Origin of the sequence: Actinomadura decatromicini (genome assembly GCF_008121305.1) — a bacterium.
GTDB classification, from domain to species: Bacteria; Actinomycetota; Actinomycetes; order Streptosporangiales; family Streptosporangiaceae; genus Spirillospora; species Spirillospora syzygii.
On record NZ_VSRQ01000003.1, the window covers coordinates 753006 to 769273 of the forward strand.

Sequence of the window (16268 nt, forward strand, 5' to 3'; positions counted from 1 at the left end):
CTGTCGTCGGATCGCGTGTCGTCAGATCGCGCCGTCGGCGCGCAGGGCGTCGATGTCGGCCTCGGTGCGTCCCAGTTCGGTCAGGATCCGCTCGGTGTGCTCCCCGGCGGCGGGCACCGGGTCCATTCGCGGACGGGAACCGGAAATGTCGGCGGGCGGTTTGAGCATCGGCACGACCGCGCCGGGAATCGCGACGTCGTGCCAGCGTCCGCGTTCGGCGAGGACCTCATGCGCGACGAACTCGTGGACGTCGTTGACCCCGGCGTTGGCGATTCCCGCCTCGTCCAGCGTCCGCATGACCTCGGCGCTCCCGGATCGCCGGAACCGTTCGGCGATGACGGCGTTCAACTCGTCCCGGTGGGCGACCCGCGCCGATCCGTTGGCGAAACGGGGATCGTCCACCAGGTCCGGACGTTCGAGGAACCGCTCGCACAGCGCGGCCCACTCCCGCTCGTTCTGGACGGAGAACAGCACCTGCCCGCCATCCCCCGCCGCATAGGCGCCGTAGGGCGCGATGGTGGCGTGCTGCGTGCCGATCCGCTGCGGCGGCGTCCCGCCGAACCGCGTGTAATAGGCGGGCTGGCTCATCCATTCGCCGAGGGCCTCGAAAAGCGACACCTCCACGGCGCGCGCCGTGCCGGTGGTCGCGCGGGTGTAGAGGGCGGTGAGGATTCCCGAATAGGCGTACATGCCCGCCGCGATGTCGGCGACCGATATCCCGACGCGCGCGGTCTCCTCGGCGGTGCCCGTCAGCGAGACCAGTCCGGTCTGGCACTGGACGAGCAGGTCGTACGCCTTGCGGTCGGCCCACGGGCCGGACGTCCCGTACCCGGAGATCGTGCACGGGATCAACGACGGATATCGCGCGGACAGCGAAGCGACGTCCAATCCCAGTCGGTCGGCCGCGCCCGGAGCGAGGTTCTGCACGAACACGTCGGCTCCGGCGAGCAACTCCTCCAGGACCTGACGCCCGCCCGGGGTTTTCACGTCCAGGGTCAGCGATTCCTTCGACCGGTTGAGCCATACGAAATAGCTGGACTGCCCGTGCACCGTCGTGTCGTACCGGCGCGCGAAGTCGCCGCCGCCCGGCCGCTCCACCTTGATCACGCGGGCGCCGAGGTCCGCGAGCTGGCGGGTCGCGAACGGCGCCGCCACGGCCTGCTCAAGGCTCACGACCGTGACGCCCGAAAGCGGACGCTCATACATGCGGTGACCTCCTCCTCGCGCACTGAGATCATCATCGTCCGTAATGTGGAGTCGAGTAAAATACCGATCGCTGATGTGTGCATGCCGGGTACGGATGGTGCGGGAGGAACCAATGGACGTCAAACAGCTCAAGGCGCTCGTGACGGTGGCCGAAGCCGGGAGCGTGACGCGGGCGGCGGAGTTGCTGCACCTCGTCCAACCGGCCGTGACCAGGCAGATCCGCGCGTTGGAGCGCGACCTCGGCGTCCCGCTGTTCGAGCGGACGCGGCACGGCATGCGCCTCACCGACGCCGGGACGATCCTGCTCGAACGCGCCAGGCGCGCCCTCACCGAACTGGAGCGGGCCCGCGCGGAGATCCAGCCGACGCCCGGACAGGTCACCGGCATCGTGACGGTCGGGCTGCTCGACAGCGCCAGCGACCTGCTCGCCGAACCGCTCGTGTCCGCCATCGCCCGCGACCATCCGGGCATCGAACTGCGCGTCCTCACCGCGTACTCCGGGCACCTCCAGCAGTGGCTGGACGACGGCGACCTCGACCTCACCCTGCTCTACGACCTGGCCGGGACGCCGTCGCTGAACGTCCGGCCGCTGGTGCGGGAGAGGCTGTGGGCGGTCGCGCCGCCGTCCGCCGGGCTCCGCGCCGCCGATCCGGTGCCGTTCGCGGAGGTCGCGGCGCAGCCGCTGGTGATGCCCGCGGCGGGGCACGGGCTGCGGGCGCTGATCGACGCGGCCGCCGCCCGCGCCGGGACGCAGGTGGCCATCGCCGCGCAGACCAATTCCATGCACGTCCAGAAACGGCTGGTGCGGGCCGGTCACGGCTGGACCATTCTCCCCGGCGTCGGCATAGCCGAAGACGTCGCCGACGGCTCCCTCAGCGCCGCGCCATTGTCCGACCCGACCCTGTGGCGCTCCATAGTGCTCGGCACACCCCGGACGGGCCGAAAGGCACCCGCCACGGATGTCGTCGTCAACGAACTGACCCGCCAGGTCGAATCGGCTCTGAGCCGGGGCCAATGGCCTTCCGCAGAGCTGACCGGGAATGACACCTAAATACCCGCGAACACCTTCCGCACCTCATCGAGCCCGGCGCCGTTCGCGAGCAGCAGGCTCAGCAGAATGCGCGCCTTCGGACCGTTCAGGAATCCGGCCGGGATCAGCCCGCGTGCGATGAGGTCGCGTTCGGAACCGGGGAATCCGTAGGTGGCCTGGAGTATGTCGCCGCCGCCCGTCCGCGAGGCGAGCACGACGGGAATGGTCGCGGCCAGCCGTTCCAGCGCGGGAACGTTCCACGAGGGGACGTGCCCGCCGCCGAACGACTCGACGACGAGCCCCGCATAGCCCAGAGCGCCGACCTGCTCGATGAGCCGGGCGCCTTCCCCGAGGGTCATCGTCAGCAGCGCCACAGGCGGCACCGGCCCGGCGGGAAGCGGCAGGCCGGGCAGCCGCTCCGTCCGAACCGCGAACCGCGGACGGTCCTCGACCAGCCAGCCGACCGGCCCGGCGGGCGCCGAGCGGAAGGCGGCGGGGCTGCTCGTGTGGGTCTTGGCGACGAACCGCGCCGCGTGGATCTCGTCGTTGAGCACGACCAGCGAGCCGAGCCCCCGCGCCTCGGACGACGCCGCGACCCGGACGGCGGCGCGCAGGTTCGCGGGCCCGTCCGGCCCCGCCAGCGTCGGGTTGCGCATGGCGCCGGTCACCACGACCGGGTTCGGCGCGCCGACCAGCAGGTCCAGGACGAACGAGGTCTCCTCGACCGTGTCGGTGCCCTGGACGACCACCGCGCCCGCCGTCCCCGCCTCGAACCGCGCGCCGATCTCCGCCGCGAGGGCGACGAGGTCGCCGAAGGCGAGGTCGCCGGACGCGGTCCGCCGGAACGCCACCGGTTCCAGCTCGGCGAAGTCGTCCAGTCCGGGGACGCCCGCGAGCAGTTCCTCGGCGCCGAGCCGCGGCGTTACCCCTTCCGTCCCCCGCTCGTTCGTCGACGCGATCGTCCCGCCGAGGGAGAACACCGTCACGAGGGGACGGTCCCGCACGGTCACCATTCCGGAGTGGCGGGCAGATCGCTGACGAACTGGTTGAGCGCGGCCTCCATCGTCCATTCCATTCCGCGCCGCAGCGCCTCCTGCGCCGCCTTGGCGTCGCGCCGTTCCACGGCCGCGTGCACCTCCTCCATCGAGGCGGCCGCGCGGTTGATCCGCTCCCCGCCGACGAGCATGAGGCGGCTGTACCGGGCGGACCGCACGTACACCGTGTCCAGGCTGTTCAACATCTGCGGACGGTCGGCGAGCGAATAGAGGTACCGGCGGTAGTTCCAGCTGTGCCCGACGTATTCCGGCCATTCCGCCTGGCTGTGGGCGGCATGCTGGATCTTCTCCAGGGCGCCGCGCAGGTGCTCGATGTCGTGGTCCTGGACCTGCTCGACCGCCCGCCGCGTGAGCCACCATTCGAGACTCACCCGGATCGTCCAGACCTCCTCGAACTCCTCAAGGCTCATCGGCGCCACCCGCATGCCGGAATGGGGACGGCTGACCACCAGCCCGGCGGCGGCCAGCTCGATCAGCGCCACCCGCACCGGCGTGATGCTCACCCCGAAATGCGCGGCGAGCTGGCGCAGCGGCAGATGCGCGCCGGGCGCGAGGTCGCCCTCCGCGATCAGCCGGCGCAGCTCCTGCGCGATGCGCTGCTCGACCGTCTCGGTGACCTGCGGCTGGCTCCCGGCGTCGCTCGGCAGGTCCAACTTGATCGCACGGGACGACCGGTCGGACCGCGACGCCTTCGCCCCCGAGGGCGGCTCGCTGGTCATTGATCTCCTCCTACGGATGGGGGGTGCGGCTGACGCGGATCATGGCAGATGCGCCGTATCCGCGGGCGGCGGTCGCCCGGGTCAGCCGGTGTCGCCGGATCGGGACACGAAGCGCTTGATGACCTCCGCCGCCCGCTCCGGCTGCTCCAGCACGAGGTAATGGCCGCACTTCTCCAGGATGTGCAGTTCCGCGTTCGGGATGACCCGGACGGCGGTGTCGAAGCCGACGCCGCTCCCGGCCGGGACGGGCGGCGTCATCTGGTCCTCGTCCCCGCCGAGCAGGAGGGTCCGGGGCAGCCGGGGCAGCAGGTCCGACAGGTCCATCGCCTCCAGGCTCTCGGTTCCCGCGACGAACGACTCGGGGTCGTTGGAGCCCATCGCGGTCCGCAGCCGGTCGAGGATGTCGGCGGCGTCCGGACGGTCGTAGAAGCTCCGCGAGAACCCGGCGGCGGCCGTCTGGTCGGCGGCCTGCACCATTCCGCTGTCCATCGCGCCGCGCTTCCAGGTGTGCCGCATATGCCGGGCGGCATTGTCGTAGCGGAAAAGGCAGCACGAGAGGACGAGGTCTTTCAGCGCCTCGGGGTGGTCGGCGGCGAGCCTGGTCGCGACGACGGCGCCCATCGACGTGCCGTGCACGTACGCGGGACCGCCGATCAGCCGCTCGATGAACTCGGCGACGTAGCCCGCCCATTCCGCGACGCCGAGCGGGCCGTTCGCGGTGCTCTGCCCGTAGCCGGGCAGGTCCAGGTCGATCACGTCGAAGGAGTCGACGAGATGCGGGGTCAGCATCGCGAAGTTCCGGTAGCCGAAGCCGCTTCCGTGAATGTCGACGATCGTCGGGCCGGTCCCCTCGCGCCGGTACCAGACGACAGATCCGTCACCCAATTCGAGCGTTGCCACGCTCACCTCCCGTATTCGTCGTGTCGAAGGCCGCCGGACGTCATTCGCCGCCGCCGTCGCGCAGCCGGTCCAGCGTCTCCGCGAAACCGTCGCGGAGCGGGGTCAGCGGGTGTTCGTCCCCGGCGAGTTTCTCGAAGGCGGTGGTGCTGAACCGGTACGGGAATCCGAGCCGTCCCGGCTCGGTGCCGATGGTCACCGCCGGGCGCAGTTCCCGGACGAGGTCCACCGCGTCCCGCATGCTCGCGACCGTCCCCGGCAGGTTGTAGATGCCCTGGTCGGTCTCGTCGCGGCCGTTGACCAGGATGAACGCTCGCGCGACGTCGCGGACGTACTGCCACGAGAAGACGTCGTCCCCGAACGGCACCACGGAGTCCTCGCCGCGCGCCGGACGGTCGAACAAATGCTCGGTGAAAAGCCCCTCGCCGCGTTCCTTGCCCTGCCCGTACACCAATCCGATCCGGAGCCCGACGGTGTTCAAGCCGTACCGCTCCCGGTAGGCGAGCGAAATCCCCTCGGCATAGGACTTGGTGGTGCCGTAGACGTTGTCGGGGCAATGGCGGCTCGACTCGGTGAACTCCTCGGAATCGTCATCGGCCTGCGTCTGGTGGCCGAACACCGCCATCGAACTCGCCCACGTGAAATTGGTGACGCCGCACAGGAGCGCGACCTCCATCAGGTTCTGCGTCCCGATGACGTTCACTTCGAGCGCGTGGTACGGGTCGTCCTGCGATGCCGGGGCCAGCAGCGAGGCCAGGTGGATGATCCGGTCGACCCGGTGCTCGCGCGCGACGCGCGCCAGGTGCCTGAGGTCCCGGACGTCGCCCTGAACCGCGCTCAACCGGGGGGACCGCGGCAGCCCGGCGGCGGGCGCGTGGTCGAGCGCGACGACCTCGGCCCCCGCCGAGACCAACTCGCGCACCGCGTACCGGCCGACGAAACCGGACGCACCCGTGACCAGGGTCGTCATCGAATCAAGCCTTTCTGTCGCGGAGGAGCCGCCGCGGGCGCGGAACGCGCGCCCATCGCTCCCCCTGTGTCTCGTTCCAGCCCTGTGTCTCGTTCCGGCGCCGAAGCCGAGGCGCCGCTCACGGCCCACCGAGCGTCCGCGCGGAGAACCGTCCGCCGAACCGCCGCAGCAGCAGGACGAACAGCCGGTCGGCGCACAGCCCGAGCGCGCCGAGGACGATCAGCGCGGCGAACACCCCGCGCACGTCGGTGTTGGCGGTCCCCTCGGTGATCAGGACCCCGAGCCCGGACTCGGCGCCGAGCATCTCGGCGGTGACGACCGTCATGAACGCGTTCCCCATCGCGATGCGCACGCCGGAGAAGATGTAGGGGAGGCTCGCGGGCAGCCGCACCGCGAAGAACACCCGGACCGGGCCCGCCCCGTACGTGCGCGCCATCCGCACCATGTTCTTCGGGACCGCCTTCACGCCGGCCGCCGTGTTCACCGCGACGACGAACACCGACGTGTAGACGATCAGCGCGACCTTGGACGTCTCCCCCGCGCCGAGCCACAGCAGCGCCGGAGCGAACCAGGCCAGCGGAGGGATGAACCGGAAGACGTTGATGAACGGCTCGAACAGCGCCTCAAGGACCCGGCTCGACCCGGACAGCAGCCCCAGCAGGACGCCCGCGAGCGACCCGATGGCGAGGCCGGACAGGACGCGCCCGATGCTGGCGACCGCCGCGTCCGGGATGTCCCCGCCGGTCAGGCCGTCCAGCAGGGTGGAACCCGTTTCGGCCGGTCCGGGGAACAGCAGCGGCTTGCCGTAGGCGCGGGCGACCAGTTCCCAGGCGACCAGGATCACGAGGATCCCGGCGACGGCGACGGGGGCCCGGCGGAGCGCGGCCCGCCCCGCCGGGTTCGCCGGGACCCGGCGGGTCCCGGCCCGCGTGGTGGTCGTGCTCACGTGTTCACCTGCCCGGCGTAGAAGCGGGCGAGGCCGCGGTGGGCGGCGACGCTGAAGATCTTGTCGAACACGAGTCCGGCGGCGCCGAGCAGCAGGATCCCGGCGAACATCGTGGCGGTGTCGAAGAAGATGCGGGAGTTGTAGATCAGGTAGCCGATGCCGTCCCGGCCCGCGACCATCTCCGCCGCGACGACGCTCATGAACGAGTAGCCGAGCGACAGCCGCATGCCGGTGACGATGTACGGCACGGCGCTCGGAATGATGATCGACCGGTAGATGCGCAGCCGGGACGCCCCGAACGTGCGCGCCATCCGCACCTTGTTGACCGGCACCTGGGCCAGCCCGGCCAGCGTGTTGATGGTGACCGGGAAGACCGTCGCGTAGACGACGATGAACCGCAGCGACCCCTCGCCCACGCCGAGCCAGATGGTGGCGGGGACGATCCACGCCACCGGCGTCACCGACCGGAGGAAGTGGACGACCGGTTCGAGCGTCAGCGCGACGCTCCGGACGCTCCCGATCAGGCTGCCGATCACGACGCCGAGCGCGCTGCCGAGCGCGAACCCGACGACGACCCGGCGCAGCGTGATGATCAACTGGTGCCGCTGGTCCGCCTCGGACAGCACGTCGCCGAGCGCCGACAGGCTGGTCCCCGGCGTGGGGAAGACGAGCAGGTTGTCCTTCCACAGCGCCGCGACATGCCAGGCGGCCACCGCCACCAGCACGGCGAGGACGTTCAGCCCGAGCCGCTGCCAGCGCCAGCGCCGCGCCGCCGCCGTCCGGCTCACCGCGACTCCCCTACGGGTGGACGGGACTTCGCGGCCGTCACCGCGTCCTCGACCCGCTGGTACAGGTCGGCGAACTCGGCGGTGCCGCGGTGGCGCGGGCGCGGCAGCGGGTTGTCCATCACCGTCTGGAGCCGCGCCTCCGGGCCGGACGTCATGACGCCGATCCGGTCGCCGAGGATGAGCGCCTCGGAGATGTCGTGCGTGATGAACAGGACGGTCCGCTGCGACTGCTCCCACAGCCCGGCGAGCGCGTCCTGCAGGTTGGTGCGGGTCTGCGCGTCGAGGGCGCCGAACGGCTCGTCCATCAGCAGGACGGGCGCGTCCACCACCAAGGCGCGGGCGATCTGGACGCGCTGCTTCATCCCGCCCGACAGCTCGTGCGGGAACTTGCCCTGCTGCCCGGCCAGCTCGACCGTCTCCAGCGCGCGTTGCACGCGTTTCGTGCGCTCGGCGCCGGGGACGCGCAGCGCGCGCAGCCCGAACTCGACGTTGTGCCGGACGTTGAGCCATCCGAGCAGCGAGTCGTCGCCCTGGAAGATGACGGCGCGGTCGGGCCCGGGGCCGCTGACGGGTCGGCCGTCCACGGTGATCGAGCCCGTGGTCGGCCGCTCGAACCCGGCGACCTGGTTCATGATCGTCGTCTTGCCGCAGCCGCTCGGCCCGAGCAGGACGAAGAACTCGCCGCGCCGCAGCGTCAGGCTGACGTCCCGCAGGATCGGCTGCGGGCTGCCGGGATAGGAGAAGGAGACGCCGTCGATGGCGACGAATCCCTCGTCGGACGAACGCGGCTGCGAGCCCGTGGTCGGTTGCGTCATGCCGTCCTCTCCTCTGGGTCGTTGGGGGCGCGCGTGCTCATGGGCGCAGCGCGGTGGTCAGCCGTTCGCCGGTGAGGGCGACGTGCGCGTCCGGGTCGGGGACGGTCGTGCTCAGCACGGCGCCGTCGATCCCGCTCTCCCGCTGGAACTCGCGGAGGCGCTCCGCCACGGCGCCCGGCGTGCCGACCGCCGCGAAACGCTCGAACAGGTACGCCTCTTCTTCGGGGTGGTCGTCCAGGAGCCGCTCGTTCGCGCCGTCGGCCTTGGCGTGCGCGGCGAAGTCGTACCGGGCGAACGCCTGCTCAAGGCCGGGACGCAGCCGGGGCGGGACGTCCCGCCCGGCCATGTCGACGCCGATCGCGTGCCGCGCCACCGCCAGGACCGAGGCGCGGACGGCCGCGCGTGCCCGCTTCACCTCGTCCTCGCGTTCCACCAGGTGGCCGATCAGGAACACGTGCGCGCTCAGCGGCCGGGGCCCCGCCGCCTCGATGAGCCGCCGCGTCCACGGGACGGACATCCCGCCGCCCAGCACCAGCCCGTCGACGCCTTCGGCCGACGCGGCCGAGGCCGCCTTCGGCCCGCTCGCGGCGAGCTCCAGCGTCACCCCGGCCGGGGCGACGGCGCGGATCGTCCCCAGCGCGCGGCCCACGTCCTCGGCCTTGGCCGGGCGCAGGCCCACGCTGTGGACGGCCGAGTCCCCGGTGCCCATCGCGACCGCGATCCGGTCCGGGGAGTACAGCTCCGCGAGCGCGGCGACGTCCGCCGCGTGCACGGACGGGTGCCGCGTCACCGGGTTGGTGACGAACGGCCCGACCTTGATCCGCGACGTCCGGGACAGGATCAGTTGCACGGTGGGATACATCGCGCCGAACAGGTGCGACGAGTCCGCCACCCCGAACCTCGCGATCCCCGTGGCGTCGGCGATCCGGGCGAGGCGCAGCGCGCGGGACGGCGACACCGGCAGGTGTGAGATCCCGATTTCCACGACGTGCCTCCACGCGGCTGATCGATGGACATGGCTGAGCGATGGTGCCCCGGACGGCGGGCCGCCCCAATGCCCGCCCGCCGTCCGGGCTCTTCTCTTGTGGGGGGACGACCCCCACACCCCCCAAGGGGAAGTGAGGCTGCGGCTCACTCCACTCCGCTGCGCTCCGTTCCGTGAGCCGGAGCCTTACTTCTCCGACTCCGAAACCCAGCTCGCCTCGACCAGGCTCTGCGCGTCCACGCGCTCCTTGATCTGCTTGTGCTGGAGCTGGTAGTCCGCGATCTGCTGGACCTGCTCGACGCTCTTCGGGTCGAACGCGAGGCTGAAGTCGATCTGGGCGAGGATCTCCTTGATCTGGGCGTCGTCGGTCATGCCGGTCAGCTCCTTGGCGAGCTTGATGACCTCGGCCTCGTTGTTCTTCATGTACTCGGCCGTCTCGCGCAGCCCGCGCAGGACGCGCAGGGCCGTGTCCTTGTCCTTGTAGACCTTCGGACCCGCCGCGACGTAGCCGTAGAACGGGAGCAGGTTGTCGTCGCCGCCCCACCAGGTCACCTTGGCGCCGCTCTTGCTGGCGACGGCCTTGGAGACGTTGGGCTCGAAGTGGATGATCGCGTTGGCCTTGCCCTGCGCGAACGTCGGGACGAGCTGCGCGAACTTGGCGTCCACGATCTTGATCTTGGAACGATCCAGCTTGTGGAACGCGACGAACTGGTCGAACCAGTAGTTCGCGGTGGAGTTGGACTGGAACCCGACCGTCTTGCCTTCGAGGTCGGACGGCTCGCTGATGCTGCCGTCGGTCACGAAGCCCCACCACTTGGCGGACGTCGCGTTGTGCCCGATCACCTTCACCTGCGCCTTCCTGGCCGCGAGGCTGACCACGGGGAAGCCCGCGACCGTGGTGAAGTCGGCCTGGCCGGTCGCCACGGCCTCGGTGCCCTCGACGCCGGTCGGGAACTTCTGGAGCTTGGCGTCCAGGCCCTGCTTCTTCAGGAAGCCCTTCTGCACCGCGAAGTACAGCGGCACCCCGAAGAAGTCCGGCTGGGTCGCGACGGTGATCTTCTTCCCCTTGTCGCCGTCACCCGAGTCGCCCCCGCCGCATCCGGCGAGGACGAGTGACGCAGCGATCAGCACCGAGCCCAGAACGCGTGCCCGAACCTTCATGAACTCCTCGCTTTCCGCGGCGCGCCGCGGCCCGGGCCGGGCCTCGCGCGAACTCGCTCCTCCGTCTGCGGCCGGGGCCCACCCCACGCGGGGGTGGCGCCGCTCACGTGGCGTGGATGTTGTCACATACAACATGCAACCGTCAATGGCCGGGCATGGAACGGTCAATACAAGCGAAGCACGAGGTCACAGCGCCGGAGGGCGAGGAGCGGCCGCCTACTTGAGGACGGGGTGGTTCGCGCGGAAGACGTCGTGCGGGTCGCGGGCGCGCTTCAACTCGCGCAGCCGGGCGAGGACCGGCGGGGCGAAGAAGTCGGCCGCCGTCTCGTCGGGGGCCAGCAGCGTGTAGGGCTTGCGTCCGGTGACGACGGCGCGGAAACGCTCGACGAAACGGGCCTGCCCGGCGCGGGTCGCACGCGCCAGGTCGGGGCTGGGTCCGACGCCGACCAGGTGGAGGCTGTAGGGCTCGGTCAAGGCGCCGCTCGGGCCGGGACCCGGCTCGGCCAGCGCGCCGGAGAGATGCCGGATCTGGACGGAGAGCAGCGGTTCGATCGGCTCCGTGGCGAGGGCGTCGTCCAGGCCGGTGAGCAGTTCCGCGCGGGGCATCGACGCGGACGGCCTGGTCGGCTCGGCGGCGATCCCGCCGAGGTCGGCGACGGGCAGCGTCCCGCGCGTGTCGCTGATCGCGCCCTCGATCTTCTCGACGGCGCGGACGAGTGCGGCGCCCTCGCGCGGGTCGCCCAGGTAGGTGAGATCCAGGGCCGCCATCGGCGGGGCGCCGGGGAAGGCGAACCGGCTGAACCAGACGGCCAGCTCGCGCGGCGCGCCGGCGGTGATCGTCCGGAAGGCGTCGAACACCTCGGGGGCGCGGGCGTCCGGCCAGACCACCCGTCCGCCGTACAGGACGGGCACCGGGAACAGGTCGAGATCGAGGGACGTCACCAGCGCGAAGTCGCCGCCGCCGCCCCTGAGCCCCCAGAACAGCTCTGGATCGGACGTGTCGGTCACCCGCGTCTGGTCGCCGTCCGCGTCGACGACGTCGGCGGCGCGGACGCTGTCGGCGGCCCAGCCGAACTTCCGGCTGAACCACGACAAGCCGCCGCCCAGCGTGTAGCCGGTCACGTTGACGGCGGGCGAGCTTCCCGCCAGCCCGGTCAGCCCGAGAGGCCCGGTCTCCGCGAGCACCCGGCCCCAGTTGACGCCCGCGCCCACCTGGGCGGTCCGCTCGTCCGCGCGGACGCGCAGGCCGTCGAGGCGGCCGGTGCGCAGCAAGATCACGCCTTCGACGTCGCCGGACGCGTCATGGCCTCCGGCCTGGGCGGCGACCGACAGCCCGGCGCGGCGGGCGTACCGGACGAGCGCGGCCACGTCGGCGGCGTCCGCGGCCTCCACCACGGCCGCGACCGGCTGCTCGACCGTCAGGTTCCACGCTCTGCGCGCCGTGTCGAAGCCGTCGTCGCCGCGCGTCAGGACCCGTCCCCTGACCGTCCTCCGCAGATCACCGCCGATCATCTCGTCCTCCCCCGGGCGTGTCGCGCCCTGATCGCTACTTTCCTAATTTGACAGGATGCTAGCATCCTGCCCGCGAAGTACCGGCTCAGTGGATTTCACGTGGTCAGCGAGGCACGCCCCCGGGCGACCTCATGCCCCCGGCATCCCCGCGCGCGGCGTCGCCGGGCCGCAGAATCGCCTGGCGGCCTCGCTCGGCGACGAGGCGGCCAGGCGAAGCCACCGGCCTCCCGGCGAGCGTCCGCGTCCGGTCCGGGGACCGCTAGTGCGCGGCCTCGTACTGCTCGACCACGGTGGCGGGAATGCGCCCACGGTCGTTGACCTTGATCCCGGCCTGCCTCGCCCACTCGCGGATCTCGGCGGACCGCTCGCGGTTCCCGGCGCCGCGGGCCGCGGGGCGCCCGCCCCGGGTGGCCTTCAGCCGCCGGCCGCTCTCCATGTAGGCGTGCAGAGTGCGCCGGAGTTTGTTGGCGTTCTTCTCACTCAAATCGATTTCGTAGACCCTGCCGTCGAGGCCGAAGGAGACGGTCTCCTCCGCCGCACCGCCGTCGAGGTCGTCCGTCATGATGACTTGTACCTTCTGAGCCATTTTCTGCCTTTCATCTCGTGGCGCTACGTCATCGTTACTTTAGCGAATCGAACGCATCGTGGATCCAGAAGTATAGAGCCCGCACAGGTCGCGTAGCACCGCGGTCTTCCCGGTCGGTCGTCCGGCCCGCCATAGAAGTCGCCTGGTTACGGACTCGACCCGCCGCCGGGCGCTTACTTTCCCCGGCCGGGCGCGCCGGTGAGTTCGGCGGCGAGTTCTTGGATGCGGACGCGGATTTCGCCCCTGAACGGACGGACCGCTTCGGCGCCTTGGCCCGCGGGGTCGTCGAGTCGCCGGTCCCCGTGGCGTTTGCCGGGGAAGACGGGACGGCTGTCGTCGCAGCCCATGGTGGTGACGACGTCCGAGGCCCGCGCCGCGTCGGCGGTGCGGACCTTCGGGATTTCGGCGGAGATGTCGATGCCTTCTTCCGCCATCGCCTCGGCGACGGCGGGGTTGATCCGGTCCGCGGGGGCCGATCCGGCGGACCGGACTTCGATCGCGTCGCCCGCGAAGTGGGTGAGGTAGGCGGCGGCCATTTGGGACCGTCCCGCGTTGTGGACGCGGCCGAACAGGACGCTGGGTTTGTCGTCCATGCGGTCCCCCTAAGTGCGCCGAGCCCGGAAGAAACGGCGGACCCAAAGGCCCGGCGCGGACCGGGACGACCGGGCCGGGCACTTAGCCCATGGGGCCGCGGACGGTGAACGGCAATGTCGCGCGGTGATCGTGGGGCAGGCCGATTCCGCGCCTCCGGATGAACGCGCCGCCACCACATCGGCGCGCGGTAAGCCCGCAATGATAATGGGGAGGCGGCCGCGCCCGGCGAGTTCGCGCGCCTCGGCGCGCGCCCGCGTGGCGGGGCCGTTCGCCCCGCCGGGAAAGGCGGGGCCCGTGCGGACGGCGGGGCGTGCCGTCCGCACGGGCCTGCGGGGGGCGGGTCGCTAGCTCGCCAGGCCGAGCTCGCGGGCGGCGAGGGCGGTGCCCTGGACGCGGGCGGCGATCTTGGCGAAGGCGGTCTCGCGGGAGGTGGACGTGTCGTCGGCGAACGGCGAGAAGCCGCAGTCGTCGCAGGTGCCGAGGCGGTCGACCGGCAGGTGCCGGGCCGCGGCGAGCACCCGGTCGCGGACCTCCTCCGGCGTCTCGACCCGCGGGTCGATCGGGTCGGTGACCCCGATGAAGACGCGGGCGCCCGCGGGCAGGTGGTCGACGATGACGGCGAGGACCTTCTCCGGGTCGGCCTCGCTCGCCAGCTGGACGTAGAAGTTCCCGGCCTTGAGCTGGAACAGCCTGGGCAGCAGCCCGGCGTAGTCGACGTCCAGGCTGTGGGTGGAGTCCTGGTCGCCGCCGGGGCAGGTGTGCACCCCGATCCGGGCGCGCTCGGCGTCGGTGAAGCGCTCCAGGACCTGGTTGTTGAGCGCGATGAAGTCGTCCAGGACGCCGCCGCTCGGGTCGAGCTTGAGCGAGAGCCTGCCCTCGGTGAAGTCGAGCTGGACGGCGTGGGCCCCGGCGTCCAGCGGGCCCCGGATGTCGGCCTCCGCCTCCGCGACCAGATCGGACACGAAAGCCTCGCGCGGATACCCGGGGATGCCGTCCGGCGGGTAGAGGAGGCTGAGCGCGGACGGCGCGATCACGGCCTGCTTGACGGGCACCCGCGCGTGCTCCGCCGCGACCCGGTAGAACGTGTCGGCGTGGACCTGGTATCGGAACGGTCCCTCGGTCAGGACGGGCAACTGCCGCTGGTGGCCGTCCGCGAACGGGATGACCACGCCCTCGGGCGCCAAGCCCGGAAGCCCGGCGATCGGATAGGTGGCGAAGCTGGGCTTGGCCTGCTCGCCGTCGCTGACGACCGGCGAGCCCGTCGCCTCCAGCCGCTGGACGGTGTCGCGGACCGCCGCGTCCCGCGCGGCGGCGAGATCGGCGTCGCCGACCTCGCCGGCGGCGTGGGCCGCCATCGCGGCCAGCAGTTCAGGGGGACGGGGAATGCTGCCGATCTGCTCGGTCGGTATCGCCATGGCCCCGAGCGTAGGTAACGCTACGAGGATCATCAATCACAATGGGTGAGCACGCCGATGACCGGTAACGGACACCCGCGAGCGCCCGGATCGTTCCCGGTCACCGCCCCGGAGGGACGTCGAGCACGCTCGGAGTTGCGTGCCGTCGGACGTCGCCGCCGAGGGCGACGGCGGCGGCGGACCGTCCGGCCGACGATGGGCCTCCGTCGTAGTCTGATGACCGCATGGGACGGACGTCGGAGGGAGGCGGCGGTGGGTGACACTGCGGTGGGCGACACGGCGGTGGCCGAGGTGATGGCCGAGCTGGCCGGGCTGGACGATCCGAAGACGCGCGCCGTGAACGAGAGGCACGGCGACGACCACGGGGTGAACCTCGGCAAGCTGCGGGCGCTCGCGAAGCGGTTGAAGACGCAGCAGGAACTCGCGCTGCGGCTCTGGCAGACCGGCGACAGCGCGGCGAGGCTGCTGGCCATTCTGATCTGCCGTCCGAAGGCGTTCGGGCGCGACGAGCTGGACGCGATGCTGCGCCAGGCGCGCACGCCCAAGGTCCATGACTGGCTCGTGAACTACGTGGTGAAGAAGAGTCCCCATTCGGAGGAATTGCGCCTGGCGTGGTTCGCCGACCCGGATCCGGTGGTCGCGAGCGCCGGTTGGGCGTTGACCAGCGAACGCGTCCGGAAGAAGCCCGAGGGCCTCGATCTGGACGGCCTGCTCGACATCATCGAGGCGCGGATGAAGGACGCGCCGGACCGCCTGCAATGGGCCATGAACGAGTGCCTCAGCCATATCGGCATCGAGCACGCCGAGCACCGCGCCCGCGCGATCGGCATCGGGGAGCGCCTTGAGGTGCTCAAGGACTACCCGACTCCGCCGAACTGCACGTCGCCGTTCGCGCCCGTCTGGATCAACGAGATGGTCAGCCGGCGGACGCCCACTCCTTGAGTTCGTCGCGGCTCTTGAAGTCGGCGACGTTCTTGTCGATGGGCTCCGAGGTGTACTGGTGGAAGAGCCACTCGTCCTGGATCTTCGGCTCGCCGGCCTTGCGGTAGTCGGCGATCCAGAGCCCGTCGGCCCTGTAGTCGGTGGTGCTCTTCCTCGTCCACAGGTCGCGGTTGCAGTAGAGGACCAGCCGGTGGCCGGGACGGAGCTTCTTGACCTCGTGCAGGAACTTGTCCTTCTGCGCGGCGGTGGGGAGGCGCCCCTTCGGGTCGGACTCCCAGTCGAGGGCGAGGATGTCGCCGTCCTCGGCGCCGCAGTGCTCGACGAAGTACTTGGCCTGGGCTTTGATCCGGGCCAGCCGGATTCCCCGGCGGCCGCGCAGGAAATGGTAGAACCCCACCGCGCATCCGGCGTCGCGGGCCCGCCTGGCCTGCTTGGCCCGGTAGGGATTGGTGTAGGTGCGCCCCTCGGTCGCTTTCACGATCACGAAGTCGAGCCCTTCGGTCTTGAAGGTGGGCTCGTAGGAAGCCACGTCGATGCCGTGCAGCATGGCGGACCCTTTCGGCTCTCAGGCCGACCCCCGGGAAGACCATTCCTCCAGCGCGGATGCCGCCTACCTGCCGCCGGGACACAAATCCGTTCGTCCCGAC

Annotated in this window: 17 protein-coding genes; 2 read left to right on the forward strand and 15 right to left on the reverse strand. The window is 71.2% G+C overall.

What is annotated here, in order from left to right; all coding sequences use genetic code 11:
• Positions 1-21 precede the first annotated feature (21 nt).
• Entirely contained in the window at positions 22-1206 is a 1185-nt protein-coding gene (locus tag FXF68_RS17225) for a CaiB/BaiF CoA transferase family protein (RefSeq protein WP_148760280.1), read from the reverse strand.
• Between the two features lie 112 nt (positions 1207-1318).
• Here FXF68_RS17225 and FXF68_RS17230 point away from each other — a divergent pair, with 112 nt between their 5' ends.
• Positions 1319-2257 carry a LysR family transcriptional regulator gene (locus tag FXF68_RS17230; protein WP_148760282.1) on the forward strand — a complete coding sequence of 313 codons (939 nt, stop codon included), beginning with the start codon at positions 1319-1321 and terminating at the stop codon, positions 2255-2257.
• On the opposite strand, the gene FXF68_RS17235 is transcribed toward FXF68_RS17230, so the two are convergent.
• The 13 genes from FXF68_RS17235 to FXF68_RS17295 form a co-directional block, all read right to left on the reverse strand.
• The gene (locus FXF68_RS17235; RefSeq protein ID WP_222869975.1) at positions 2254-3222 is read right to left on the reverse strand and encodes an asparaginase; all 969 of its coding nucleotides are present in this window, start codon (positions 3220-3222) and stop codon (positions 2254-2256) included. The two genes, FXF68_RS17230 and FXF68_RS17235, sit on opposite strands and share 4 nt — an antisense overlap.
• Before the next feature lie 20 nt (positions 3223-3242).
• Complete coding sequence (locus FXF68_RS17240; RefSeq protein ID WP_148760286.1) at positions 3243-4010, reverse strand: GntR family transcriptional regulator; 768 nt, start codon at positions 4008-4010, stop codon at positions 3243-3245.
• 81 nt (positions 4011-4091) lie between these two features.
• Positions 4092-4910, reverse strand: a complete 819-nt coding sequence (locus tag FXF68_RS17245) for an alpha/beta fold hydrolase (RefSeq protein ID WP_187437966.1) — start codon at positions 4908-4910, stop codon at positions 4092-4094.
• 40 nt (positions 4911-4950) lie between these two features.
• Positions 4951-5877, reverse strand: coding sequence for an NAD-dependent epimerase/dehydratase family protein (locus FXF68_RS17250; protein ID WP_148760290.1), 927 nt, complete (start codon positions 5875-5877; stop codon positions 4951-4953).
• A gap of 118 nt (positions 5878-5995) precedes the next feature.
• Positions 5996-6823, reverse strand: coding sequence for an ABC transporter permease (locus FXF68_RS17255; RefSeq protein ID WP_148760292.1), 828 nt, complete (start codon positions 6821-6823; stop codon positions 5996-5998).
• Entirely contained in the window at positions 6820-7611 is a 792-nt protein-coding gene (locus tag FXF68_RS17260) for an ABC transporter permease (protein ID WP_148760294.1), read from the reverse strand. The genes FXF68_RS17255 and FXF68_RS17260 overlap by 4 nt, the downstream gene beginning before the upstream one ends.
• Positions 7608-8426, reverse strand: a complete 819-nt coding sequence (locus FXF68_RS17265; RefSeq protein WP_148760296.1) for an ABC transporter ATP-binding protein — start codon at positions 8424-8426, stop codon at positions 7608-7610. Before FXF68_RS17265 ends, FXF68_RS17260 begins: the two co-directional genes overlap by 4 nt.
• A 37-nt stretch (positions 8427-8463) precedes the next feature.
• Positions 8464-9411 (reverse strand): LLM class flavin-dependent oxidoreductase, encoded by a 948-nt coding sequence (locus FXF68_RS17270; RefSeq protein ID WP_187437967.1) that lies wholly within the window; start codon positions 9409-9411, stop codon positions 8464-8466.
• Positions 9412-9597: 186 nt separating this feature from the next.
• Complete coding sequence (locus tag FXF68_RS17275; protein WP_187437968.1) at positions 9598-10572, reverse strand: ABC transporter substrate-binding protein; 975 nt, start codon at positions 10570-10572, stop codon at positions 9598-9600.
• A gap of 216 nt (positions 10573-10788) precedes the next feature.
• Positions 10789-12084 (reverse strand): FAD-binding oxidoreductase, encoded by a 1296-nt coding sequence (locus FXF68_RS17280; protein ID WP_148760302.1) that lies wholly within the window; start codon positions 12082-12084, stop codon positions 10789-10791.
• Positions 12085-12343: 259 nt separating this feature from the next.
• Entirely contained in the window at positions 12344-12670 is a 327-nt protein-coding gene (locus FXF68_RS17285; protein WP_067892072.1) for a histone-like nucleoid-structuring protein Lsr2, read from the reverse strand.
• Positions 12671-12843: 173 nt separating this feature from the next.
• Positions 12844-13263, reverse strand: a complete 420-nt coding sequence (locus FXF68_RS17290; protein ID WP_148760303.1) for an arsenate reductase/protein-tyrosine-phosphatase family protein — start codon at positions 13261-13263, stop codon at positions 12844-12846.
• A 345-nt stretch (positions 13264-13608) separates the two neighbouring features.
• Positions 13609-14679 (reverse strand): uroporphyrinogen decarboxylase/cobalamine-independent methonine synthase family protein, encoded by a 1071-nt coding sequence (locus FXF68_RS17295; protein ID WP_148760306.1) that lies wholly within the window; start codon positions 14677-14679, stop codon positions 13609-13611.
• A gap of 294 nt (positions 14680-14973) precedes the next feature.
• Here FXF68_RS17295 and FXF68_RS17300 point away from each other — a divergent pair, with 294 nt between their 5' ends.
• Positions 14974-15621 (forward strand): DNA alkylation repair protein, encoded by a 648-nt coding sequence (locus FXF68_RS17300; RefSeq protein ID WP_222870004.1) that lies wholly within the window; start codon positions 14974-14976, stop codon positions 15619-15621.
• Here FXF68_RS17300 and FXF68_RS17305 read toward each other — a convergent pair.
• Entirely contained in the window at positions 15596-16168 is a 573-nt protein-coding gene (locus FXF68_RS17305) for a glycoside hydrolase family 25 protein (protein WP_148760310.1), read from the reverse strand. The genes FXF68_RS17300 and FXF68_RS17305 overlap by 26 nt on opposite strands.
• Between the last annotated feature and the right edge of the window lie 100 nt (positions 16169-16268).

What these genes read in the sequence shown, in the direction of transcription:
- FXF68_RS17295 (WP_148760306.1), bottom strand. Translation starts at nt 14,679, where the DNA reads ATGGCGATACCGACCGAGCAGATCGGCAGCATTCCCCGTCCCCCTGAA.
- FXF68_RS17240 (WP_148760286.1), bottom strand. Translation starts at nt 4,010, where the DNA reads ATGACCAGCGAGCCGCCCTCGGGGGCGAAGGCGTCGCGGTCCGACCGG.
- FXF68_RS17265 (WP_148760296.1), bottom strand. Translation starts at nt 8,426, where the DNA reads ATGACGCAACCGACCACGGGCTCGCAGCCGCGTTCGTCCGACGAGGGA.
- FXF68_RS17305 (WP_148760310.1), bottom strand. Translation starts at nt 16,168, where the DNA reads ATGCTGCACGGCATCGACGTGGCTTCCTACGAGCCCACCTTCAAGACC.
- FXF68_RS17280 (WP_148760302.1), bottom strand. Translation starts at nt 12,084, where the DNA reads ATGATCGGCGGTGATCTGCGGAGGACGGTCAGGGGACGGGTCCTGACG.
- FXF68_RS17250 (WP_148760290.1), bottom strand. Translation starts at nt 5,877, where the DNA reads ATGACGACCCTGGTCACGGGTGCGTCCGGTTTCGTCGGCCGGTACGCG.
- FXF68_RS17285 (WP_067892072.1), bottom strand. Translation starts at nt 12,670, where the DNA reads ATGGCTCAGAAGGTACAAGTCATCATGACGGACGACCTCGACGGCGGT.
- FXF68_RS17275 (WP_187437968.1), bottom strand. Translation starts at nt 10,572, where the DNA reads ATGAAGGTTCGGGCACGCGTTCTGGGCTCGGTGCTGATCGCTGCGTCA.
- FXF68_RS17300 (WP_222870004.1), top strand. Translation starts at nt 14,974, where the DNA reads ATGGCCGAGCTGGCCGGGCTGGACGATCCGAAGACGCGCGCCGTGAAC.
- FXF68_RS17225 (WP_148760280.1), bottom strand. Translation starts at nt 1,206, where the DNA reads ATGTATGAGCGTCCGCTTTCGGGCGTCACGGTCGTGAGCCTTGAGCAG.
- FXF68_RS17230 (WP_148760282.1), top strand. Translation starts at nt 1,319, where the DNA reads ATGGACGTCAAACAGCTCAAGGCGCTCGTGACGGTGGCCGAAGCCGGG.
- FXF68_RS17290 (WP_148760303.1), bottom strand. Translation starts at nt 13,263, where the DNA reads ATGGACGACAAACCCAGCGTCCTGTTCGGCCGCGTCCACAACGCGGGA.